This window comes from Desulfothermus sp., assembly GCF_053993635.1.
Map to the genome: position 1 here is coordinate 39235 of NZ_JBMYBT010000027.1, position 24477 is coordinate 63711.

Annotated in this window: 28 protein-coding genes; 7 read left to right on the forward strand and 21 right to left on the reverse strand. The window is 34.0% G+C overall.

What is annotated here, in order from left to right:
• Positions 1-8: 8 nt before the first annotated feature.
• The 7 genes from hemA to ACY2V1_RS01985 are packed head-to-tail and all read right to left on the reverse strand — an operon-like array spanning position 9 to position 6022.
• Positions 9-1289, reverse strand: a complete 1281-nt coding sequence (gene hemA, locus ACY2V1_RS01955; RefSeq protein ID WP_461833114.1) for a glutamyl-tRNA reductase — start codon at positions 1287-1289, stop codon at positions 9-11.
• A gap of 13 nt (positions 1290-1302) precedes the next feature.
• Complete coding sequence (ccsA, locus tag ACY2V1_RS01960) at positions 1303-2112, reverse strand: cytochrome c biogenesis protein CcsA (RefSeq protein ID WP_461833115.1); 810 nt, start codon at positions 2110-2112, stop codon at positions 1303-1305.
• Positions 2099-2770, reverse strand: coding sequence for a precorrin-2 dehydrogenase/sirohydrochlorin ferrochelatase family protein (locus tag ACY2V1_RS01965; protein WP_461833116.1), 672 nt, complete (start codon positions 2768-2770; stop codon positions 2099-2101). Before ACY2V1_RS01965 ends, ccsA begins: the two co-directional genes overlap by 14 nt.
• Positions 2770-3963 (reverse strand): class I SAM-dependent rRNA methyltransferase, encoded by a 1194-nt coding sequence (locus tag ACY2V1_RS01970; protein ID WP_461833117.1) that lies wholly within the window; start codon positions 3961-3963, stop codon positions 2770-2772. Before ACY2V1_RS01970 ends, ACY2V1_RS01965 begins: the two co-directional genes overlap by 1 nt.
• A gap of 5 nt (positions 3964-3968) precedes the next feature.
• Positions 3969-4184, reverse strand: coding sequence for a DUF4911 domain-containing protein (locus tag ACY2V1_RS01975; protein WP_461833118.1), 216 nt, complete (start codon positions 4182-4184; stop codon positions 3969-3971).
• Positions 4181-5245 (reverse strand): M24 family metallopeptidase, encoded by a 1065-nt coding sequence (locus tag ACY2V1_RS01980; protein WP_461833119.1) that lies wholly within the window; start codon positions 5243-5245, stop codon positions 4181-4183. The genes ACY2V1_RS01975 and ACY2V1_RS01980 overlap by 4 nt, the downstream gene beginning before the upstream one ends.
• 12 nt (positions 5246-5257) lie before the next feature.
• Positions 5258-6022 carry a tRNA (adenine-N1)-methyltransferase gene (locus ACY2V1_RS01985; RefSeq protein ID WP_461833120.1) on the reverse strand — a complete coding sequence of 255 codons (765 nt, stop codon included), beginning with the start codon at positions 6020-6022 and terminating at the stop codon, positions 5258-5260.
• A 140-nt stretch (positions 6023-6162) separates the two neighbouring features.
• Here ACY2V1_RS01985 and ACY2V1_RS01990 point away from each other — a divergent pair, with 140 nt between their 5' ends.
• From ACY2V1_RS01990 to ACY2V1_RS02015, 6 genes are read left to right on the forward strand one after another with little or no spacing between them, the layout of a single operon-like run.
• On the forward strand, positions 6163-7614 hold the full coding sequence (locus tag ACY2V1_RS01990) for an Rne/Rng family ribonuclease (protein WP_461833121.1): 1452 nt from the start codon (positions 6163-6165) through the stop codon (positions 7612-7614).
• A gap of 3 nt (positions 7615-7617) precedes the next feature.
• Complete coding sequence (locus ACY2V1_RS01995; protein ID WP_461833122.1) at positions 7618-8169, forward strand: epoxyqueuosine reductase QueH; 552 nt, start codon at positions 7618-7620, stop codon at positions 8167-8169.
• A gap of 5 nt (positions 8170-8174) precedes the next feature.
• Positions 8175-9290 carry a radical SAM family heme chaperone HemW gene (gene hemW / locus ACY2V1_RS02000; protein ID WP_461833123.1) on the forward strand — a complete coding sequence of 372 codons (1116 nt, stop codon included), beginning with the start codon at positions 8175-8177 and terminating at the stop codon, positions 9288-9290.
• A gap of 2 nt (positions 9291-9292) precedes the next feature.
• Complete coding sequence (gene thrB / locus ACY2V1_RS02005) at positions 9293-9817, forward strand: homoserine kinase (RefSeq protein WP_461833124.1); 525 nt, start codon at positions 9293-9295, stop codon at positions 9815-9817.
• Entirely contained in the window at positions 9792-10409 is a 618-nt protein-coding gene (locus tag ACY2V1_RS02010; RefSeq protein ID WP_461833125.1) for a hypothetical protein, read from the forward strand. Before thrB ends, ACY2V1_RS02010 begins: the two co-directional genes overlap by 26 nt.
• Complete coding sequence (locus ACY2V1_RS02015; protein ID WP_461833126.1) at positions 10406-10876, forward strand: hypothetical protein; 471 nt, start codon at positions 10406-10408, stop codon at positions 10874-10876. Before ACY2V1_RS02010 ends, ACY2V1_RS02015 begins: the two co-directional genes overlap by 4 nt.
• 3 nt (positions 10877-10879) lie before the next feature.
• On the opposite strand, the gene infA is transcribed toward ACY2V1_RS02015, so the two are convergent.
• From infA to ACY2V1_RS02050, 7 genes are read right to left on the reverse strand one after another with little or no spacing between them, the layout of a single operon-like run.
• Positions 10880-11098: a translation initiation factor IF-1 gene (infA, locus tag ACY2V1_RS02020; protein WP_459877438.1), complete on the reverse strand. Its 219-nt coding sequence runs from the start codon at positions 11096-11098 to the stop codon at positions 10880-10882.
• Between the two features lie 15 nt (positions 11099-11113).
• Complete coding sequence (locus ACY2V1_RS02025; protein WP_461833127.1) at positions 11114-11605, reverse strand: metallophosphoesterase family protein; 492 nt, start codon at positions 11603-11605, stop codon at positions 11114-11116.
• A gap of 23 nt (positions 11606-11628) precedes the next feature.
• Positions 11629-11871 carry an energy transducer TonB gene (locus ACY2V1_RS02030; RefSeq protein WP_461833128.1) on the reverse strand — a complete coding sequence of 81 codons (243 nt, stop codon included), beginning with the start codon at positions 11869-11871 and terminating at the stop codon, positions 11629-11631.
• Complete coding sequence (locus ACY2V1_RS02035) at positions 11850-12182, reverse strand: hypothetical protein (protein WP_461833129.1); 333 nt, start codon at positions 12180-12182, stop codon at positions 11850-11852. Before ACY2V1_RS02035 ends, ACY2V1_RS02030 begins: the two co-directional genes overlap by 22 nt.
• Entirely contained in the window at positions 12155-12763 is a 609-nt protein-coding gene (locus tag ACY2V1_RS02040; protein WP_461833130.1) for an HD domain-containing protein, read from the reverse strand. The genes ACY2V1_RS02035 and ACY2V1_RS02040 overlap by 28 nt, the downstream gene beginning before the upstream one ends.
• A gap of 20 nt (positions 12764-12783) precedes the next feature.
• Entirely contained in the window at positions 12784-15300 is a 2517-nt protein-coding gene (gene secA / locus ACY2V1_RS02045; RefSeq protein ID WP_461833131.1) for a preprotein translocase subunit SecA, read from the reverse strand.
• Positions 15301-15344: 44 nt separating this feature from the next.
• Positions 15345-16472 (reverse strand): (Fe-S)-binding protein, encoded by a 1128-nt coding sequence (locus ACY2V1_RS02050; RefSeq protein WP_461833132.1) that lies wholly within the window; start codon positions 16470-16472, stop codon positions 15345-15347.
• 363 nt (positions 16473-16835) lie between these two features.
• Here ACY2V1_RS02050 and folD point away from each other — a divergent pair, with 363 nt between their 5' ends.
• The gene (folD, locus tag ACY2V1_RS02055; RefSeq protein WP_461833133.1) at positions 16836-17747 is read left to right on the forward strand and encodes a bifunctional methylenetetrahydrofolate dehydrogenase/methenyltetrahydrofolate cyclohydrolase FolD; all 912 of its coding nucleotides are present in this window, start codon (positions 16836-16838) and stop codon (positions 17745-17747) included.
• Between the two features lie 181 nt (positions 17748-17928).
• On the opposite strand, the gene cmk is transcribed toward folD, so the two are convergent.
• The 7 genes from cmk to ACY2V1_RS02090 all read right to left on the reverse strand — a co-directional run bounded on the left by cmk (position 17929) and on the right by ACY2V1_RS02090 (position 24469).
• On the reverse strand, positions 17929-18591 hold the full coding sequence (cmk, locus tag ACY2V1_RS02060) for a (d)CMP kinase (RefSeq protein ID WP_461833134.1): 663 nt from the start codon (positions 18589-18591) through the stop codon (positions 17929-17931).
• The gene (gene hisC / locus ACY2V1_RS02065) at positions 18592-19689 is read right to left on the reverse strand and encodes a histidinol-phosphate transaminase (protein ID WP_461833135.1); all 1098 of its coding nucleotides are present in this window, start codon (positions 19687-19689) and stop codon (positions 18592-18594) included. It abuts the gene before it with no gap.
• A gap of 35 nt (positions 19690-19724) precedes the next feature.
• Positions 19725-20387 (reverse strand): lactate utilization protein, encoded by a 663-nt coding sequence (locus ACY2V1_RS02070; protein ID WP_461833136.1) that lies wholly within the window; start codon positions 20385-20387, stop codon positions 19725-19727.
• 23 nt (positions 20388-20410) lie between these two features.
• On the reverse strand, positions 20411-21784 hold the full coding sequence (locus ACY2V1_RS02075; RefSeq protein ID WP_461833137.1) for an FAD-binding oxidoreductase: 1374 nt from the start codon (positions 21782-21784) through the stop codon (positions 20411-20413).
• A 2-nt stretch (positions 21785-21786) separates the two neighbouring features.
• Entirely contained in the window at positions 21787-22251 is a 465-nt protein-coding gene (smpB, locus tag ACY2V1_RS02080; protein WP_461833138.1) for an SsrA-binding protein SmpB, read from the reverse strand.
• A 154-nt stretch (positions 22252-22405) separates the two neighbouring features.
• Positions 22406-24175 carry a phosphoenolpyruvate--protein phosphotransferase gene (gene ptsP, locus ACY2V1_RS02085; protein WP_461833139.1) on the reverse strand — a complete coding sequence of 590 codons (1770 nt, stop codon included), beginning with the start codon at positions 24173-24175 and terminating at the stop codon, positions 22406-22408.
• A 15-nt stretch (positions 24176-24190) separates the two neighbouring features.
• Positions 24191-24469, reverse strand: coding sequence for an HPr family phosphocarrier protein (locus ACY2V1_RS02090; RefSeq protein ID WP_461833140.1), 279 nt, complete (start codon positions 24467-24469; stop codon positions 24191-24193).
• Positions 24470-24477: the final 8 nt, after the last annotated feature.

The window sequence follows — 24477 nt, forward strand, 5'->3', positions numbered from 1 at the left end:
TTTTGTAGTTACTTTTCATCCAATTTAAAAATATCCCTTATTAAGGATGTATATTCCCTTACATCCACTCTTTCCCTTTTAGATTTGTTTTTTAAAAAAGAAATTGGATAGTGGGAAAATTTTTTTATTAGAGATGAGGCCAGTGTCTTTAATATCTCTTCAGCTTCAGGATCGTGTGTTAATTTTCCAAGCCTTTTAAAACTCTTTTTTACTTCTGCTTCTGCTATATCTTCAAATTTGTCAATTAAGTCCTTAATTGTGGGATTTAGAGACAAAGACCTTAGCCATGTTTCAAATTTTTGTACTTCTTCCTTTATAATAGACCTTGCTATTTCAGCTTCCCTTGCCCTCTTCTCTAAATTTTCAGATACAACATCCTTTAAATCATCAATATCATAAAGATAGACATTGTCTAAGTTATTTACATCAGGGTCAATATCACGTGGAACTGCTATATCAATAAAAAACATTGGTCTATATTTTCTCTTCTTAATAATAACCTTCATATCCCTTTGATGTATAATAGGTTCACTTGCTCCAGTAGAAGTGATTATTATATCCCTATCAACTAAGAGATCAAAAAGTTTAGAAAAGGAATACCCAACTCCACTAAATCTCTTTGCAAGTTCCTTTGCACGGGAAAGTGTTCTATTTACTACTACAATGTCTTTTACTCCTGAATTGATTAGATGTTGAGCTGCCAGCTCTGCCATTTCACCAGCACCTATTAACATGGCCTTTTTATTATCTAAATCAGAAAAAATCCTCTTTGCTAGCTCTACTGCTGCATAACTAATGGATACCGCACTATGGGCTATTTTTGTCTCGGTTCTAATGCGCTTTGCAACAGAAAATGATCTGTGCATGAGCCTGTTTAAAATTGATTTCGTAGTCTTACTGTCAGCTGCTATTTTATAGGCATCTTTTAATTGGCCAAGGATCTGGGGCTCACCTACTACCATTGAATCTAAACTGGCTGCCACTTCAAATATATGAAAAATTGCATCCTTGTCCTTGTATGAATAAATGCAGGGCAAAAGATGTTCTTTTTGTTCACCGCATAAAAAAGCCCATCTATCAATCATCCAATGGGTAGGATCTATTTCTTTTTTACCCACAAAAATTATCTCTACCCTATTGCAGGTTGAAAGACATAGGATTTCGTCTATTAAATTGTTAGAGACGTCTAAAAAATCTCGTGGTGACACACCTGTTAAAGCAAATCTCTCACGAACCTCAACAGGCGCTGTCTTGTGATTTATTCCAATTAGATATATATGCTTTTCCATATCAAGTCCTAAATTATCTAAAACTATGATGAGTTGGAAAAAGTGAATTAATCACCAGAAAAGAGATAAGACTCAAAGTAAAAATCCACGCTATCAAAATGGCTGGCTTTTTACCTTTCCATCCAATGGCCATCCTCTGATGAAATAGATATGCAAATAAGATCCACACCACCAAGCTCCACACCTCTTTTATGTCCCATGAAAAAATCTTGTGCCAGGTCAAAGATGCCCATATAAAACCAGATAGGATTCCAATAGTAAATAAAGGAAATCCTATTCCAACAACAAAATGATTTATTCTATCCAATGTTTCCAGGGAGATTCCTTCTATTTTAAAGGACGTTGTTGATGATTTTTTCTTTATCTGATTGTGTATGTATAAATAAAAAATACCAACAGCGAATCCAACTGAAACCATTGCAATAGAGAGAAACAAACAGAAAATGTGTGTACCAAACCATAACATACTCATGGTCTTTGGTACTGGCAACGTTTTTGTATTTATGAGATTAGATGAGATAAAAAATATAAGTGCTAAAGGCGAGATCATTAAAGATAAAAATTTTATCTTCATTTTCCATATCAAAAATAAAAACACAAGTATAATAGACCATCCAAATAGACTAAAATAAAATTGCCCTTTTGACAAAAAACTATCATGAAAAATATTTAAAAATAAAATTAGAGAATGAGCCAAATATCCAACTAGTATAAACAAATTTGATATTCTATCTAAAACTGAATTTTTTTTATGGATAGCAATAATACATAAAATAAAGGCGATAATATATGTTATTGAAACAAAAATATTAAAAAATACCATTTAATAACTCCATTATTTTTTCTTCATTTTTCTCCTTTAAAACACTCTTTATCCTCTTTTTTATGTAATCTAAATCTCTATTTTTTATTGCTAAAATAAATCTATCTTCTATAAAACTATTAAAAATCTTTTTGTTCTCATCACTTGTTTTATCTTGAGAAATGATAACAGGTCTGAGCCTTCCAAGTATCCTGGTCAAAACAACCAATTCATCACCTATTGCATTGGCTATTATTTTTTTTAAATATCTGGACATTGCAGGACTTTTGCCACCAGTGGAAATTGCAATTTTTATTATATCTTTATCTACAATTGATGGGACTATAAAAGAACATAAATTTGGTCTATCTACTACATTGCATAAGATATTCCTGTCATGACACAGCTTAGATATCCTTTTGTTTAGATCTAAATTACTGGTGGCAACTATGACAAGAAACTTATTGTCAAGGTCTTTTTCTTGAAACTCCCTGTTTTTAAACTCCACAAACTTGGGCAAAGATTTTTGAAAATCATTTGATACATAGGGATCCACAACCAATATTTTTTTTGGAGCTGCTTTACATAAGATCTGTATCTTTCTTTTTCCTACAGATCCAGCCCCCACAACCAGACATTCTTTGTCTTTTAGATCTAAAAAAACTGGATAATAGTTCATTATTCCACTTTAATAGCAAGTCCTTTTAAATACTTCCCATATTTCAGGGCCGGGGGATACGGGTGATCCACTCCAGCGCACATCTCTTTTAATATTGAAATATCTCTTCCACAGTCAAGCGCACATTCCATGATGATTTTTTTAAATTGCAGAAGGTCTACTAGTCCTGAACAGGAAAAAGTGATTAAATAACCACCTGACCTTAGAATTTTTAATGCCCTTTTATTTAATTTTTTATAACCAAGTATCCCGTCTTTTAAATCAGATGTCTGCTTTACAAATTTAGGTGGGTCTAATATGACAATATCAAATGATTCTTTTGCTTCAATATATTCTTTAAGTGATGCAAAGACATTTTGTCTTTTTATTTCATATCTGCTTTTTTCTATATTGTTTAGTAACATGTTTTCTCTTAGTATTTCCAGCGAATCTATAGATGTATCTATATTTACTACTTTTTTGGCTCTGTTTTTTAATGCATGTAAACCAAATCCGCCAGTATAACAAAAACAATTTAGAATATTCTTATTACTTGAAATTTTACCTAAAAAATATCTATTCTCCCTTTGATCTAGATAAAATCCTGTTTTATGTCCTTTTTTTATATCAACATAAAATTTAACATCCTTTTCTTGAATTTCTATTTTATCTGAAATTTCCCCGGATAATATCCTGCTTACTGGATTTAAACCTTCTTTTAACCTGACATCCATATCAGATCTTTCATATATACCATATGGATTTATTTCTTTTATTAAATAGGATAAAACTATATCCTTTATTTTTTCTGCCCCACAACTTAAGAATTGGCAAACAATATATCCATTGTAATAGTCTATTATAAGCCCAGGAAGAAAATCGCCTTCAGAATTAACAATCCTGTATGCATTGGAATTAATTAAGGGCTCCATATCTTTTCTATAGGAATATGCCCTGTGCATCCTCTTAAAAAAGAACTCCTCATCAATTTTTTTATCAACCATTCCAAAGGATAACATCCTAACACGTATCTGGGACCTAGGGGAATACCAACCATATCCCAACTCTTCTTTTTTATAAGACAAAACCAATACCACATCACCATATCCTGGATCACCAACGACCTTTGAGATAGCCCCAGAAAATACCCAGGGATGTCTTCTTTTAACTGGGATTTCCCTTGATTTTTTTAAGATTACTATTTTTTCTCCCATTTTTCTCAGTAGATCACTTCAAGTCCAATCTCTTTTTTTAATCCATTAATAAAGTGTTCCAACTCCTCTTTTTGGTCTTCTAGGTAAGAAATCTTTATAATTGCTTCAAATCTATCAATTACACTCATGTAGCACAGGTTTTCATAGCTTTCCAAAATAAACTTAAAATATCCAATTTGATCCCTTGGGATCTTTACATACAACCGTTTTGAATAGATCATAGGAGTTTTGCACCTTGCTCTGTGACAACCACCATATGTTCCCATCTCACACCGCCCCACTCGGGGAAGTAAAGCCCTGGTTCTATGGTTACAACCATACCTGGTTTAAATATTTTATTGTTTCTAGGACCAACAGCTGGAGCTTCGTGGGTGTCTAAACCAATGCCATGGCCAAGGGCATGGGTAAAATTATCACCTACACCATTTTCATTGAAAAAATCTTTTACTAAAAAAAATAAATCCTTAATCATCATCCCAACTTTTAAATTCTCTATTGCCAGCCTCTGCGCACTTATAACCAAATCCAGCACCCTGGAAAAATAATCGGGCACTTTATCTCCAACCCAAAAGGTCCTTGTTTGGTCAGAGCAATAATCTTTATATCTTCCCCCAATATCTATAAGCAAACATCCATTTTCCTGCACTTTAATTTTACCAGGAATATAATGGGGCTGTGCTGCATTCTTCCCATATGCAACAATGGGATTAAAGGCCATTTCTGTAGCCCCAAAATCCCTGAAGATTTTTTCTATTTCCCATGCCAGTTCCTCTTCTGTAACTCCAATAAGCTCCATTGAGTTTAGTTTATCAAATACATTGTGGTTTATTTTTACTGATTCTTTAATAAAATTTATTTCGTCCTCATCTTTTATTTCCCTTAAAGATTCGACTATTCCCTTATATGGATGTAAATTTACAGATTCTGAAAGGGATTTATAAAACTCATATGTCATTATATTTGGCTCAAAACCAATATCTTTTAACTTATTTTTTATTAAGAATTTCTTAATTTCTTCTTCCTTATTGCTTGTATAAATAAATAAATAATCTTTATCCCATAATTTTTGAGCAGTTTCAAAATATCTTGGATCTGTTAAAAGATAATCTTCATTATTGGGTAAAATCAATATACAACCAGCACTTTCATTACATTGGGGATCGTGTAATTCAAATCCACTTAAATAAAATCTATTTGCAGGATGCAACACTAAGTATGCATCAAGATTTAACTCTTTTATCTTCTTTTTAACTTTTTCTCTCCTTTTAATAAATCTGTCCATCTATCTAACCTCTTATTTATTTTTGACCCTTGCAAATATCAAAAATCCAGTGTGCGCAACCATCCTATCATCAGGCCTAAACCTTTCATAAATTGGTTTATATCTTCTAAGCATTATCTCAACCACGTCTATATCAATAAAAGGTCCTTTTTCTAAAGCCTCTAGCAACTTAGTAACCTGATTAGTTGTGGGGAGCAAAAATCCAACTACACTTCCATTTTTTACTACTTCAGCAAGCTGCTCTACATATAACCAGGGCTCCCTTACATCTAAAAAGCCACAATCCATACTTTTAAATCCAAAACCTTCACTTATATCTCTCACCTCTAACACCACCCTGGATTCAAGACCAGCCTTGGTTAAATTTTTTTTACACAATGATACAAATTCCTCCCTTCTATCAAAACTATAAACCTTTCCAGTCTCACCAACCATATAGGCAAAAGACATGGTAAGGGAACCAGAACCACATCCAGCCTCAACCACCTTACTCCCTGGTCCAACTCCAAGCCGAACTAGAATATAGCCAATGTCCTTGGGATAAATAATTTGAGTCTTTCTCTCTATATTTTTTATCAAATCATAGAGTGTTGGTTTTAAAATATGGTAAACTTTACCTAGATGAGTCTTAATTTCATCACCAAAATCCTTTTCCAAGACCTCTGAGATATCGATCTTTCCATGGTGGGTGTGGAGCTCCTTTCCTGCCTCAACTGTCATAAGATATTTCTTGCCTTGGGGGCTAACCAGTTGTATTAATTCTCCAGGGGATATCATTTATACATCTCCTACTAATTTGGTAAAATTATGCTCATAAATCAAATTCATATATCCATAATCCCCTTAGGTCAACTTTTACACGTAACTGCATATTTTTTTGTTTATTTAAAGAAAACAAACAGGAGAGAGCTGTAAGAATGGCCATAAAAAGAAGACAGATGTTAATTTCAATATTACCAGGGGAACTAATTGAGGTGGCATTAATTAAAGACCACACACTTGATGAATACTATGTTGAGATGCTAAGTACCCATAAAATAAAGAGAAATATATATAAAGGGGTGATCCACAATATAGACACATCTCTTCAGGCGGCATTTGTAAATTATGGGGACAAGAGAAATGGATTTTTACAAATAGATGAGATACACCCAGATTACTATACATCAGACTTAAGGCCACAAAAGGGACAGAAATTCCCGCCAATTCAAAGGGTATTAAAGCCTGGTCAGGAGATATTGGTCCAGATAGTAAAAGAACCCACTGAAAATAAAGGTGCATTTTTAACTACTTATCTCACCCTTCCTGGCAGATATCTTGTCTTAACTCCAGGGAAAGAACAGGTGGCTATTTCAAGGAAGATTGAAGATGATGAAGAGAGACAACGACTTAAAATGGTAATCAATGAGTTCAAGCTGGAACCAGGATTGGGAGTAATAGTGAGGACTGTAAGTGAAGGTCAAAACAAAACAAACCTATTTCGGGATCTCCAATTTCTAACAAGACTCTGGAAGGACATCAAAAAAAAGGCCATGGAAGAATCTGCCCCTTGCCTTATTTATGAAGAAAAGGATCTGGCATTTAGGGCAATTAGAGATTATCTAACCTCTGATGTCAAACATATATGGGTGGACAATAAAGATGTAGCGCGCAAATTAGAAGAATATGTGAATCTTGTATTTCCAAGACGAAAAAACATGGTGAAGTGTTATCTATGTGATGAGATTGACCTATTTGACAAATTCCATATAAAAGATCAAATAAAAAAAATCTTTGATAGACGGGTAAAATTACCTTCAGGAGGAGAAATAGTAATAGACCAAACAGAGGCCCTAACTGCTATTGATATAAATTCAGCAAAGGTTTCTGGTGAATCTTCTTTTAAGGACATGGCATACAAGACAAACTTAGAGGCCACAAAAGAGATCGCCAATCAACTGAGATTGCGGGACATAGGTGGACAAATTGTAATAGATTTTATAGAGATGAAAGATAAAAAATATGCCAGGGAGGTTGAAAAACAACTTAAAACATACCTTAAAAATGACAAGGCCAGAACCTCTGTGGGCAAAATATCTAAATTTGGGCTTTTGGAAATTGTAAGGCAAAAAATGGGCTCATCAGCAATCTCCAGTATATATAAAGAGTGTCCAAAATGTAAGGGAATGGGACATGTGGTGAGTATAGAGTGGAGAGCTGCCCAGGTACTAAAAAACATCCACAAACAGATTTCAAAACAAGATTCACCTAATCCCTTAGAATATATCCTTGAAAAGGAACTGTGTCTTTATCTTTTGAACAACAAAAAACAAACCTTAATTGATATGGAAAAAAAATACCATAAAAAAATTTTAATAGAAGAGATATAAGCCATGAAAAAAAAGAGAATTTTACTCCACATATGTTGTGGGCCATGTGCAATTTACCCTATACAAATATTAAAACAAGAAGGATTTGAAATTTTAGGTCTTTACTATAATCCAAACATCCACCCATTAAAAGAGTATTTAAAAAGAAAACAAGCGCTTCAAACTGTTTCAAAAGAATACAACATAAAAGTAATTTATAAAGACGATGAATATAATCCCATTAATTATTTTAGAGAAGTTATTTATAGAGAAAACAATAGATGTTTTTATTGTTATCACATGAGAATTGAAAAGACTATATCTATAGCCAGAAGGGGAAAATTCGACTATTTTACAACTACACTTTTATATAGTAAATTTCAAAAGCACGATACCATAAGCACTTTATGTAAAGACCTATCAAAAAATAAGGGTGTAAAATTTTATTATCACGACTTTAGAGAAGGATGGAAAATTGGAATCGAAGAAAGCAAAAATTTAGGTATATATAGGCAACAATATTGTGGTTGTATCTTTAGTGAATTTGAAAGATACAAAAATGAATTAAAAACATAAAAATTATGTTGTTATATATACACTTTCCCTTTTGCAAGTCCAAGTGTATTTATTGTAGTTTTTATTCTGTAAAAATCAATGATGAATTAGTAAAGTTATATTTAAATGGATTGTTTGAGGAAATTAAATATTGGAAAGACAAATTACCTGATGTTAAATTTAAGTCAATATACATTGGTGGTGGTACGCCCAGTATCTTGAAATTAGAATATTTAGACCAGATAATTAATGCATTATTTAAGAATTTTAAATTTGAAAACTACATAGAGTTTAGCTTTGAAGGCAATCCAGATTCCCTTAAAGATTTAGTTTATCTAAAGGAATTAAAAGGTTTTGGTGTCAATAGAATTAGTATTGGCATTCAAAGTATAAGAGATAATTATCTCAAGTTCCTTGGAAGGACACATAGTGCAAAGGACGGAATATTTTCAGTGAAACTTTGCAATCTGGCAAAATTTGAGAATATTAACATAGATCTCATATGGGGTCTTCCAGAGCAAACAGTGGCCTCATGGTTGCACGACTTAAGACAAATATGCAAATTAGATATCCAGCACATATCCTGCTATGGTCTAACAGTTGAAAAAGACACAAAATTGCACACCATGGTGAAGAAAAACATGGTGAAATTACCTAATGAAAATAGACTTGCTTCATTATACATAGGTGGTGCTGATTTTTTAGAATCTAGAGGATTTATTCAATATGAAATATCTAATTTTTCTAAACTGGGGTATGTCTGTATGCACAATATGGGCTATTGGGAACAAATGGACTATCTTGGACTTGGTCCATCAGCGGTCTCAACCATAGGGAACAAAAGATGGGAAAATTCTAAAAATATTGTGGAATATTCTCAAAACCCTTGCAGGCGCAAAGAAATAAAATTAGATAAAAAAGACCATATAAATGAATTTATAATGCTTAGCCTAAGGACAACACGAGGACTAAATCTTAAAGAATATGCCAAAAAAACTGGCGAAAATTTCTGGAAAAAACACCATAAAATGATCAATTTACTTCATAGAAACAATCTGGTAAAAATAAGAAAGGGATATTTAAGTCTAACTAAAAATGGTTTTTTAGTGAGTAATTCTATAATTGGAAATTTTTTTATTTAAACATGAGTGTTTCAAATATCTCTCTAATAGGCATGCCTGGTTCTGGGAAGTCAACAATTGTCAAAAAACTTGCCAGGGCACTGAACTTTACCTGGATCGACACTGACTTATTAATTGAATCCTGGTTTGGCACATCTCTACAGGAGATAAGAGATAGGCTGGGAAATAAAAATTTTTTAAAAGCCGAAGAATTTATTGTTTTAAATTTATATGTCAACAAGTGCGTAATTGCAACAGGTGGAAGCGTTGTTTATAGTAAACATGCTATGAAATACTTAAAAAGGTTAGGACCAGTAATTTATTTAAGATGCAGCTTAGAGGAAATTAAACACCGTGTATCAAAAAATCCAGAACGTGGACTTGTAATAGAAAAAGGTCAGGATTTATCGGACTTATACAGAGAAAGGACACCCTTATACCAAAGTTATTGCGATTTTGTAGTAGATACTGACAAATTAAGTGTAAATCAATGCATTGAAAAAATTGTAAACTGGATACAACATGAAAAAAAACAAGATAAAAAATAAAACTCTCATTTCAAAACAAAAGCAAAACCTATTTCTTCAATTAGAAGAGTTGTATAATCACATGGAATCTACCTATAATGATATTGCAAATAAGATTGGACTTACGTGTGATAGCTGTGAAAATAACTGTTGTACAAGCTATTTCCAGCACCATACACACATTGAATGGGCATATTTATACAAGGGGTTAAAATCTTTATCAGATACTAAACAAGAAGAAATCTTTATGAGAGCAAAAGATTATGTTAAACTAGCAGAAAAAAAATTATTACAAAATGAACCAATCAAAATAATGTGCCCTTTAAATGAAAAGGGAAAATGTATTCTCTACAAATACAGGCTCATGATATGCAGATTGCATGGCATTCCAAATGTTGTGAAAATGCCAAATGGTGTTATGAAAAAATTTTCTGGATGCTACAGATGTGTACAAATAACTAAAGACAAGCCATATTTCCCTATAATGGATAGGACTCCATTTTACATTAAGTTAGCAGAATTAGAAAGAAAGTTTAAAAGACTTTTAGAAAAACCCCTAAAAAAAGTAGATCATACCCTTGCAGAGATGATTGTATTAGGAGAACCAAGATGAAAAAAAATAAATTAATCTTATTTTTAATTATCATACTTAATTCATGTTCAACGCCAATGGTATTACATCTAAAAAAGAATAGGTTACTCACAAATCAATCCCAAATTTTAACCATGAAATACATTGAATTTCACTACACATGCTATCAAAAGGGAAGTAATTTTTATGTAAAAGGATTTGCATATCCAAGGAGAGAAAAATTGCCCCCTTGGGGAGACACCCTAGATGAATTGTGGTTGGGGATATACCTCTGTGATAAGTATGGAAAGGTATTGGCCCAGGACATAAACGTGTATTCACCTCAAAAAATAAACAATAAAGGACTTTTCTTTGAATTTAAACTAGAGCCCAAAAATTTTGGGGCACCTGGTCCTTTATACATTACCTTTGGATATCGTCTAAAAATAATTGGAAGCTTAAAAAATCAGCCCAAGGTATTTTTTGCCATTGAAAAGGCCATTGAATAAATCTTACTTATACCTATATACAATCCTTCCCCTTGTTAAATCATAAGGTGAGAGTTCTACCTTCACCTTATCACCTGGCAAGATTCTAATATAATATTTTCTCATCTTGCCAGAAATATGACCTAATACTTCGTGGCCATTTTCTAACTCCACCTTAAACATTGCATTGGGTAAGGCCTCTTTTACAATTCCAGTTACTTCAATGCTTTCTTCTTTTGCCATAATCTGTCCTCCTTTTTATAAGTTTTTCCAGCTAAGTTTTATATGTTCAACATCATTAAATTCCAGAATTGCATACCCTTTTGGATTCCCTTTAGCATATGTAAAACTACCTGGATTTAAAATATACTTTGTCTTTGAAACCTCCTTAAAAAAACGCATGTGTGTATGTCCAAAGAACAAAAAATTTACATCATCAGAGAACCGCTTTGTAATATCTCTTTCAATGTTGGAAAAGTCAAGATCATATCCATGCAAAAAACCAAATTTTATATTATTTAATTTTATTTCTTGCTGTGAAGGTATATTTTGGGTCCATGCTCCAAAGTCCATATTGCCGCACACCCCAAAAAATTTGGGATGAGAATTTAAATACAAATACACATCTTCATTGGTATAATCACCAAGATGAAATATGGCATCCATATCATATAATGTGGATTCAAATTCTTTAATAAGGATGTTATTTGGCACTGACATATGGGTATCTGAAATTACTGCAATTTTCATTTTTCCTCCAATCAACAAAAATTTTATTCACGCTCATCAGACTCAGCTACCTCAAAATATAGCTGAAATTTTAAGGGTAAGTTAAAGGATCTCATTACATCTACATATGGTTCCCCCTGTTTTATCAATGAAATAACCTTATTTGACAATTTTCCATCTCCCAAAATAGAGTTTAAAACAATATCCTGCACCCTACCATCTGGATTGATTTTAACAGTGACCAAGACTGAACCAGTGGTGTCAATTACACTATTTTTCCAAAGCAAATCAATTTTTTTTTTAAATTCTCTAATGCAAGAGCCAGATTCTCATCCTTTACTGGACTTTTTAAAAGTCTGCCTTTAATACTTCTCTGTTCATATGGATAGGTTGAAATTGAAAATTTTTTAACTCTATTTTTCTTTATATTTGCCCTATTTGCACTGTTATTTTTTTTGGATACATTGTATAAAGTCAATATTAAATCTTCTTTTGATAATTTAATAGAACTTATCACAAAAAAACTTAGGTGGAGTAACAGGGACAACAAAAATGCACTACATAGCCATTTTATTTTTTGCCGTTTTTTGTTGCCCACCAATCTTTATCTACTCCTTGAAACCACCAATCTGTGTGGTCAGTTTCCAGTATTTTTTCAGCTAACTCGCGTCCTGCATCAGTCCTGAGCCTTTCAAGTGCATATTTTATCCATGTCTCAGCATAGGGATTTCCAAGGTCCATCTGTTCTTTTAAATTCAATATAAGATCTAATTGATCTGCATCTTGTGCAATTTCAGCTTCCTTTGATTCCACCTCTTCAAGTTCTGTAAGCAAAGGTAGTACCAAATCTTCCAAAGGGGTATTTTTTAGGGCATCAGATATTGCCTTGTTTTCTTTTGCCCTGTTATATCTCCTATACACATAATTAAAATCACCAGTCCTTGCCTCATGTAAATCATGAAACAGACACATAAGCACTATTTTTTTCCAGTCTAAATTCTCCTTTATACCAAGAATAAGACCTATAATTGCGGTCCTATAGGAATGTTCTGCAACATTTTCTGAACCAGATCCCAAAAACTGATATCCAGTCCTTGGGGTCTTTTTTAACATACCCACTTCAAATAAAAAATCTGCAATTCTTTTTAAAAGAAAGTCTTTTTCCACTCCTTTTTGCATAGCTACTACTCCATATTTCATTATCTTCCACAACACTTTTTATATTTTAAACCACTGCCACAAGGGCAGGGATCATTTCTTCCAATCTTTTTTCCCTTTCTCCTATAAGGTGTTCTTTTTGGCTCCTCTTCTGTATTATCAGAATACCTTAGATCCTTTGTCTGGTCCTCATGTTTTAGGTCTTCTTCTGATACTTCCTGAAACTTAATATGGGTTAGGGCCTTAATTGTATTTTCCTTTAAAAGATATAACATCTCTTGAAATAGCTCAAATCCTTCTTTTTTGTATTCTTGTTTTGGATCCTTTTGACCATAACCCCTAAGGCCTATTCCTTCCCGCAGATAATCCATATTTAGAAGATGTTCTTTCCAGAACCTGTCTAAATTTTCAAGCAAAAAGAACCTGAGTATATCTTGATAATGTTCCCCTGCCTTTATTTTTAGTTCTTCAATGATCTTTTCCACCTGTTTTTTTACTTCTTCTTTAGATGGAAAAGAATCTTTCTTAAGTTCAATGTATCTATCTAATCCAAAGACTTCTATGAGCTTTTTATTTATAAACTCAATATCTTCTTCCTTTGCCTTATTCTTTTTTTGCTCTATGTCAAAATAGATATCATCTATAAGGTCATCTATAAATTCAAAAACAGTTGGTTCTAAGTCCTCAGCTACCATCCATTCTTTTCTCTTTCTGTATATCACCAGCCTTTGCTGATTTAACACATCGTCATATTCTAAGAGTTGTTTTCTTATGTCAAAATTTTGCTCTTCCACCCTCCTCTGGGCATTTTCTATTGCCTTTGAAATTAATTTATTTTCAATAGGCTGTCCTTCATCAACCCCAAGTTTATCCATAAATGAAGAGATTTTATCTGATCCAAAGAGCCTCAAAAGGTCGTCTTCCAAAGACAGATAAAACCTTGAGCTACCAGGATCTCCCTGTCTTCCTGCCCTTCCCCTTAACTGATTATCTATTCTCCTGGATTCGTGCCTCTCTGTTCCCAAAATATGGAGGCCACCTAGCTCTCTTACCCCTTCACCCAGTTTTATATCAGTTCCTCTACCTGCCATATTTGTGGCAATTGTGACCCTTCCTTTTTCACCTGCCTTGGCCACAATCTCTGCTTCCCTCTCGTGGTGTTTTGCATTTAACACTTCATGGGGAATCTTTAGTTTTTTTAGCCTCTTTGAAATAAGTTCAGACTTTTCTATTGAAGTTGTTCCCACCAAAACTGGCCTGCCCTGCTTATGCAGGTCAACTATCTCCTTTACAATGGCATTAAATTTCTCCTTCTGGGTCTTATATATAACATCTGGATAATCAATCCTTATCATTGGCTTGTTAGTTGGGATAACAACAACATCCAGGTTATAAATCTCTTTAAATTCCACTGCCTCTGTATCAGCAGTACCAGTCATACCAGCTAATTTGTTATACATCCTAAAAAAATTCTGAAAGGTGATGGTGGCCAAGGTCTGATTTTCTTGCTGAATTTTGACCCGTTCCTTTGCCTCTAAGGCCTGGTGAAGGCCATCACTATATCTTCTGCCAGGCAAGACCCTGCCTGTAAACTCATCAACAATTAAGACTTCTCCATCTCTTACAATATAATCCACATCCCTTTGAAACAAATAATGGGCCTTTAATGCCTGCAAAATATGGTGCTGATAGGTTATGTTCTTTGGATCAAATAAATTATCAAGACCCAATATCTCCTCACATCTCATCACACCTTCTTCTGTCAACAAAACAGTCTTGTACTTTTCATCTACTGTAAAATCCCTATCTTTTTTTAGTTTTGGAATAATTGCATTGATCTTTTTATAAAGTGAAGTGGATTCCTCAGCAGGACCTGAAATGATCAGCGGAGTCCTGGCTTCGTCAATTAAAACTGAATCTACCTCGTCAACAATGGCATAGTGAAGGTCCCTTTGAACAAGCTGTTCTGGATAAAATTTCATGTGATCCCTTAAATAATCAAAACCAAATTCATTGTTTGTACCATATGTAATATCACAATTATATGCCTCTTTTCTCTCTTCATCTTCCATATTAGATAAAATAACCCCAACAGTGAGTCCTAAAAATTTATATATCTCCCCCATCCATTCAGCATCTCTTTTTGCCAGGTAATCATTTACAGTAACCAGGTGGCAGCCCTTGCCTTCAAGGCTATTTAAAACAAGGGGCATAGTGGCAACTAATGTCTTTCCCTCACCAGTCTTCATTTCTGCAATCTTTCCCTGATGAAGGGCAATTGCCCCCATTACCTGCACATCAAAATGTCTCATGCCCAGTGTCCTTTTTGCCGCCTCCCTAACAAGGGCATAAACTTCAGGCAAAAGGTCATCTAGACTCCTTCCTTTTTCAACTTCTTCTCTGTATTTATTTATTTTTCCAGGAAATTCATGATCCTTTAATTTGACCATCTCCTGTTCAAAGCTATTTACCCTGTCCACAAGAGGACGAATAGATTTTAAATATCTCTCATTCTTTGTTCCAAAAATCTTTCTAGCCAAAAAATCTAAAAAAAACATACCTGTCTCCTCAAAAAAATTTATTTACACATAATGACTTGAGACTAAAATTCAAATAATTCTAACCAATGATACACTCGCTTAAAATCGCCAGTTAGACAAAATTGCATAATACATCCAGAACACCCAGATACAATTATTTCGTCCTTTGCTACATTTTCCCAAAATCTTTCACCCAATATATCACACAATCTGGGATTTTCCAATCTCGTACACCCCCCAAAACCACAACAATCACTAAGTGATCTGTATTTAATTTTAAAATTATCCAAAAATTCCAAGAAACTCTTGTATATTTTATCGTCTAAATGACATGGCTTATGAAAAAGAAATTTATGCGAATTTTCAGTAATCTCTATACTTTCAATATTTGCAATAAGTTCTGTCATATATGTAAGAGAGCTTAGCCAATTATCTCTTAGAATTTCATCTTCAATAAGTGATGCATTTTTTCTTAAATATGACCAGCATGTAGCACAAAACACGAGTATTTTGGGATTTCCAAGTTGTTGCCAGAGTTTTACATTAGAATTAAAAACTTCTCTAGCACCTTTTATATCACCAGCAAAAAACATGGGATATCCACAACACTCCCATTTAAGTATATCTTCTACATTATAAAATAATCCTGCGATATTAGATGCAGCCTCAAGCCAATTCTTTTTTAAGTAAGTTCCTACACAACCTCCAAAAATAACCGCCCGTTGTTTTTGTTTTTTATTTTTAAAGACCTTTATTTTAAAAAGACCTTTCTTATCTCTTTTCTTATCTCTATTTTCAAAAAAATTCCCAAGCTGTTTTATTTTTTTTAAATGGGGAATTATATCTTTTATTTTGAATCCATTTTTGATCAATGGAGATAACTCAGGTAAATGTTTTACTATTTTCAAATACAGCCATCTTCTAAAATTAGGCGATAAAGACCTTATATTAGCGACCTTATTTGGGATATCGATCCCCTGTGTACAAACATCATAACATTTTAAACAGCCAACACAATTTCCTAAAATTCTATCAACATTTTTTATATCAAGACCCTTTTTTTGTATCTGAGAATAGACAAATGCCTTTGCCCTGGGAGAATATTCCTCAAATTGAGTTACATTAAAGACAGGACAAACTTCAAGACACTTTCCACAAAGAAGACAATAATCTTGATAAAACTTTTCCATATTTCTTTCTCAAATCAATAATCACGATTCACAAATCACCACTCACCAATCACCAATCACGATTCACGATTCACAATTTACCAATCACCAATTACAAATCACGATTCACGATTCACGAATCACGATTTACAAGCACCAATTCAAAGAAGTTTTTGGATGATATAGCATAAAGACCATACAATCAAGCATGGATACCTTGGACTCTAAATTTCCCATCTAAAAAGCCCAAATTTTATCTATATAAAATTAAATCCAGTTTACTCCTTGACAAGAAAAAATTTTAAGGTTTAACAGGAAGTGAAAAACGGAGTTTTGGGTTGCTATAAAAATTTGATATTAACAAACATAAAAAGGAGTATTTTTATGACAGCCAAATTAATTAAAGGAACAGAAATTAGAGAAGAGATCCTTGCAGAAATTGAACAAGAGGTAAAAGAAATCAAAGAAAAACATGGAGTAGTACCTGGACTTGTAACTATCTTGGTTGGAGACAACCCAGCATCAGTCTCTTATGTAACCCTTAAAATCAAAACTGCAAAACGCCTTGGATTTCATGAAGTTCAAGATACAAGACCAGCAGACATCTCAGAAAAAGAACTACTTGATTTAATTGATAAATACAACAAAGACGACAGTATCCACGGAATATTAGTACAACTTCCTCTTCCAAAACACATTAATGAAAAAAAGGTATTAAATGCCATTGACCCAGACAAGGACGTTGACGGTTTCCATCCTGTAAACGTTGGAAGGCTAATGATTGGAGGCGATGAAGTCAAATTTCCACCATGCACACCAGCTGGTATTCAGGAACTCATTGTTCGCTCTGGAGTTGAGACAAAAGGTGCAGAAGTGGTGGTTGTTGGTAGGTCCAATATTGTTGGAAAACCAATTGCAGTTATGATGATGCAAAAAGGTAGAGGCGCAAATGCAACTGTTACTGTGGTTCATACAGCAACAAAGGATTTGGCTTCCCATTGTAAAAGGGCAGATATCTTGATCGTTGCCGCAGGTGTTCCTGGCCTTGTTAAACCTGAATGGATCAAACCAGGTGCATGCGTAATAGACGTTGGAGTCAACAGGGTTGGAGAAAAACCAAGTAAGAAAGATCCAAATAAAATGGTTCCAATCTTAAGGGGAGATGTTGATTTTGAGGCAGCAAAAGAGGTTGCTGGTTGGATCACACCTGTTCCAGGTGGCGTAGGTCCAATGACAATTACAATGCTTATGAAAAATACACTCCGTTCTTTGAAATTCAAACTTGGAATAGCATAAAAATTTATGGGTTAGGGGGTTTATTGGGTTTAGGGTTGAGGGTTAAATTGTTCAACGTTCAACGTTCGATGTTCAATGTTTAAGGAACCTAGAACTTAGAACATAAAACTTAGAACCTTCTTACTTAGAGGATTAAACCCAACAAACCCAATATCCCCCTTTATCCTCCCCATTTTAACAGTTATCCCTTAATACTTTTAAGCATCATATTTACTACTTCTGATATATTTAAATTAGACGTATCAATTATCAAAGCATCCTCAGCAGGTTTTAGGGGAGCGATTTCTCTGGATGAATCTTGTTTATCCCTTTTTTCTATATCCTTTAAAATCTTTTCATAATCCGCATCAAACCCCATTTCTCTTAATTGCTCAAACCTCCTTTTTGCCCTTATCTTTGCCGATGCTGTTAAAAAAAACTTAAAGTCTGCATCCTTAAACACAACTGTCCCCATATCCCTACCTTCGGCTACCAGTGAGTGCTTTTTGGCTATTTCTCTCTGCTGAGCGGTCAAATATTTTCTCACAAAGGGCTCTTTGGCCACCTTTGATGCAACAAAGCCTATTTCCTCACTCCGTATCTCATCCCCCAAAATTTTATTATTCATGGCCAAAGAAAAATCTTCTCCGTTATACACAAGATCAAACTTCAAGGAAGATAAAATTTCTTCTAATTTATCAAAATCTTTAGGCAAATTACCTAAGATTAGGGCCACACCTCGATACATTGCACCAGTATCTAAATAGGCAATATTTAATTTTTTAGCCAAAATCTTTGCAACAGTAGTCTTTCCAGACCCTGCAGGCCCATCTATGGTAATTATAATTCTTTTGGATTTTTCCATTTAACCACCCTGTAAAATTTGTTTTAGATAATGGATAAATAACTTGTTTTCATCTTCTCTTCCAACCGATACCCTGAGATAATCATCTAAGCCATAAGATTTAAGTGGTCTTATAATAATACCCTTTTTTAATAACTCCTCAAAAACAACATTAGCATCAATAGGTGGTTTAAACATCAAAAAATTGGCCTGGGATGGATATAGTGTACAGTCAAGTTTTTCCATCTCTTCTTTTAGATATTTTCTACCTTTAATTACTGTATTTCTTGTGTGTTCTATAAAGGTAAAATCATCTAGCACTTCTATTGCAGCCTTTTCTGCCATCAAGTTTACGCTAAAGGGAAGTTTTACCCTTTTTATGTAATCTGATAGTTTAAAAGGTAAAATTCCATATCCTATCCTTAATCCTGCCAGCCCATATAATTTAGAAAATGTCCTGATCACCACCAAGTTTTTATTATCTAATACATGGTTTATACATGAACAATTTTCTGGATCATCGCAAAATTCAACATACGCCTCATCAACCACTACTAAGATATTTTCAGGAATTTTGCATAAAAATTCAATTATATCTTCTGAGGACACACAATATCCAGATGGATTGTCTGGATTTGTGATAAATATAATTTTGGTATTCTCATCTATCGCATCTAACATCCTTTTAAAATTAAAGGAAAAATCCTTATTTAAAGGAACATACTTAACAGAGATCCCATGGAATTTTCCCTGCATCCTATATATGGAAAAACTTGGATCAAACACCACTATATTGTCTCTATAAGGAACAGCCAACACCCTTATAATGAGATCAATTATCTCATCTGAACCATTTGTAACCACAATACACTCATCAGGGACGTTTAAAATATCAGATAGTTTCCCAACTAATTCTGGATTCCCACTTTGAGGATACCTAAATGCATAAGGACTAAACTTTTTAATAACCTCCACAACACGTGAAGACGTTCCTAAAGGATTTTCATTGCTTGCCATTTTTATTACATTGGCCAAATTGTATTTCTTCTTTATCTCCTCAATGGATAGCCCAGGAGAATATGGAGAAAAATCAAGTAGTTCTTTTCTAATCTCTAGCATTAATCCTCCCAATTAGAACCTTTTCTTAAGATAAATTAAAATCCACAATCTTCATTTATCAAAATTATCTTTATCCTCTTTGGTGGAAAAGATTTTTCAGTTATGACCCATACATTGCACACCCTATCTGGACTATTGCAATCCTCACACTTAAGGGTCTTTGCGCAGGGTGTCTTTCTATTGAGCCTAAGTGTATTTATTGGAGCTGCAAATCCCTTTATCCTATTTATTGCCTCTTCAAGGTCTGTGACTATTTTGTTTCTCCCAATTAAAAGGGTCACATACCTGGGACCAAAGGCTATACCACCTACCCTATTGCCATATCCATCTAAATTAACTAACACTCCATCTTCAGTTACTGCATTGGTACCTGTGATAAAAAGATCAGATAAAAGGGCCTGCCTCCTTCTCTCAATAAATTCATCCTTTGGAATGGTCCTGTCATAGGTATCTATTACTTCATAATCTTTTGATTCTTTGAAAAAAGAATATATACCAGAATCTACTACAGTTAGAGATCCTCCAAATGATATTTTTTTAATATCTTCTAATTTATTTAAAATCTCCTTTATAAATAGCTGTTTTACGTCAGAAAGTCTTGGCGCAATAAATACTTCAAAATTATTTTTTTCTAAAGCTTGTTTTAATAAATTTAGTTTTTTTTCCCAAAAATTATCCAGCATATCTTTTGTATTCATACTACACCTCCAAATATAATAAATTAATACGCCTTTCCTGGATTCATAATGTTATTTGGATCAAAAATACTCTTTATTTTTCTCATAAGATTTATTTCTGTATTTGAAATCTGTTTGTCAATTAGATCCAATTTCAAAATCCCAACACCATGTTCTCCAGAAATAGTACCACCTATTTCTATGGTCTTTTGTAATATTTTGTAACTTACTTTATGTGCAGTTTTTTCCATATCATCACTGTACATTATATTTACATGTATATTCCCATCTCCTAGATGTCCAAAACAAAGTATAGGTATATTAAATTTTTTTCCTACAGACTTAGACTCATTTATGATTATTGGTACTTTAGATCTTGGGACACAAATATCCAGTGCTATTTTCTTTTCACCCATCTTATGGGATGCTGGATTTATAAGACGCCTAACCTCCCATAATTCTTCTTCTCTTTTTTTATCTCCACCCCTCTCATAATATTTAATATCCAGCTCTTTAAATAATTTTTCACAATTATAAATCGCCCCTTCCACCTCTTTTTCATTGCCGTCAAACTGTAATAAAAGCATTGCGTCAATACTTTTGGGTATCTCCACTTTACCAAGTTGTCTTATACAATTTAAGACGTCTTTATCCATAAATTCCATTGCCACTGGAATTAGTCCTGTCTTTAGAATCTTTGCTGCGACCTCTATGAGTCGTTCCAGGGAATTAAACCCAACCAAAATAGATATGGATCTATCTGGCAGGGGCAAAAGTCTTAAAATTATCTTTGTAAAAAAGCCCAATGTCCCCTCTGAGCCAATCATAAGAGATTTAAGATCTAACCCTACTACATCTTTATGCGACCTACCTCCAAGGGAAAGAATCTCTCCTCCAGGAATACACACATCCAATCCCAATACATAATCCTTAGTGACCCCATACTTTACAGCGCGAAGCCCACCTGCGTTTTGGGATACATTGCCTCCAATAGTGGAAATTTTAGCTGATGCTGGATCTGGAGGATAAAATAAGGATTTTTGTTTTAAGACCCTTTGAAGATCTCCAGTAACTACCCCAGGTTCTACTTCTGCCACATAGTCTCTATCATCTATATCCAAAATCCTGTTGAGCTTCAACGTAGAGACAACTATTCCGCCATAAACAGGGACACAAGCGCCAACAACATTGGTTGCCCTTGCCCTGGGTATAATTGGGATTTTATTTTTATTTGCCCATTTAAGTAATTCTTTTACTTGACTAACTGAGGAGGGTCTAACAACTATAGAAGGCCATGCAAATTTTTTGCTTGCATCTGTTCCAAATATTAAAATCTTTTCTCTTTCAAACAATACATCTTGTTCTCCAAAAAGAGAGAACAAAAATTTTTTATGTTCTTTTTTTAGCTTAAATGTCATGGCTACTTATATTTAGACATTTCCCTTGCAATGTCCATCTTTATAGCCTTTCTCTTTAATTCTTCCCTTCTATCCCTAATATTTCTACCCCTACATAAGGCAATTTCTACCTTTGCCCACGGACCCTTTAAGTAGATTTTCAGGGGTATAACTGTAAGCCCTTTTTGTTGAACCTTTCCCTGGAGGGATAAGATCTCCCGTTTGTGGAGCAAGAGTTTTCTATCTCGCTCAGGTTCATGGCCAAGATAAGAGGCCTTTTCATAGGGTGCGATGTGAAGACCTATTAAATAGGCCTCTCCTTTGTGAAATCTTACATAGCTATCTTTAAAATTCACCTTCCCTTGTCTAATGGACTTGATTTCTGAGCCCGTTAAAACCAGACCTGCCTCACGCTTCTCTAAAATATCATAAAAGTGAAAGGCCTTTTTATTGGTTGCTATGACTTTTATTTTTTCCTTTTGCGACATAACTCATTTGTCCTATGTTCCATGTTGTATGTTCAAAGTTCAATGTTCTATGTTCAAGGTTCGATGTTCTACGTTCAAAATTCGAAGTTGCTGTTCAAAGTTCTAGGTTCTCTTCTGTGTATCTTACTCACACTGATCACCCACACTGTTCACTTTAATTATCAAAAAAAGAGGTATAAAATGTTAGTTCTTCAGGAATCTTATCAAACACCTTTTCCTTAACTATCCTGTTGTTTTCCTTTACTGAAGAATTTTGCAAGATCTTGTTGAGTAAATCTTCGCACTCTTTTTTAGACAACATTCGAATTACACGTTTAACGCCAGGGACGGAATGGGGAGTAGTGCTAAGGATATCCACTCCCATGCCAATTAATAAAGGTATACAAAAGGGATCTCCAGCCATTTCTCCGCACATTGACACATAAATTCCAGCTCTTTTTGCAACATCCACTGTATGTTTGATACTTTTAATTATAGCAGGGTGCAAGGGCTGAAACAGATGGGACACGTATTTGTTGGTGCGGTCAATGCCAAGGGAATATTGGATAAGATCGTTTGTGCCAATACTAAAAAAATCGACTTCCTTTGCAAGGTCCTCTGCCACCAACACTGCAGATGGTAGCTCAATCATAATCCCTACAGGGATATCCCTTTTATACGACTTACCCTCTTTTTCAAGTTCATTTTTTGCCTCTTCTAAAACCCTTTTTGCATCTCTAAGTTCTTCTAAACCTGATATCATTGGAAACATAAGTAATGCATTTCCCGCCTCAGCTGCCCTTAAAATTGCCTTTAATTGGGTTTTAAATATCTTTTTAAACTTTAAACAAAATCTAATAGCCCTTAGCCCCATGGCAGGATTGGCCTCTTCCAATTTTTCAAATCCCTTTCCTATCTTATCCCCTCCAGCATCTAATGTCCTGATAACCACTGGCTTTGGAGACATAATGGATACAAGGTCCCTATATTCTTCGTATAATTCATCTTCACCAGGCAACCTTGATCTATATAAATAAGAGTATTCGGTCCTATACAGACCAATACCCTCAGCTGCATAATCTAAGGCTGAACTGACTTCCTCAAAGAGTTCAATATTGGCCATTACTTTAACGTGGAATCCGTCCTTTGTTTTACCTGGAAGCCCACTTTGTTGAAACAACTCCCTTTTGTATTGCTCAAAACTTATTTGCCTCTCAGTATACTCATATATCTCTTCTTCTTCTGGTTCTATCAATATCTTACCTGTAAATCCATCAACAATAATAAATTCATCGTCTAAAATTAAATTCTCAACATCTTCTATTCCCACTATTGCAGGAATTCCAAGGGTCCTTGCAACAATTGACACGTGAGATGTCTTTCCCCCCTGGGCTGTGACAAATGCCATAATTTTACTTACATCTAATTCAACTGTATCTGCTGGCGTTAGTTCATGTGCCACTAATATTACTCTTGATTTAATAGGTTTTAATTCTTCCCCAGCTCCAGTTAAATTACCAATTACCTTTCTACTGAGAAGCTTGAATTCACTAATTCTGGTTTTAAAAAATTCGTCCTCTATCCCCTTAAACATTTTCTCTATATCACCAATACCCTTTTCAACGGCCCATTCTGCATTTAATTTCATATCCTTTATGTATTTAGTTATCGCATGTTTTAGTTTAGGGTCTTGAAGCATCATTATCTGGGTATCAATAATAGAGGAATATTCGGTCTGTTCTTCTGGAATTTTTGCCTTTAATTCTTTTAAATTTGATATTGTAAGTTCAAAGGCATCTTCCAGACGTTTTATTTCTTGCTCAACTAATTCTTCAGATATGTTTTGTATGGGAGCAAGACAAAAGTGGTCTCTGGTCAAAATATATGCATGTCCTATTGCAACTCCTACAGAAACAGGTATACCCTGAAGGATCTTTTTTGCCATAGTATCACCCTTATGTTATAATTCTCCAAATCCCTCTTCTATTAGTGATTGTATATTTGCTATTGCCTCTTTTGCATCCTCGCCCTTTGCAATTAGTTTTATTGATTTTCCCTTGGGCGCAGCCAAGGTTAAAATATCTAATATACTCTTTGCATCTACCTCTGTTTTATCCATAATTATTTTTATATCAGATTTGTATTTACTGGCTTCTTTGGCTAAAATAGCAGCCGGTCTTGCATGAAGTCCTAAATTGTTATTTATTATTACTTCAGAACACACTAACTCTTCTTTCATCTTTTTTC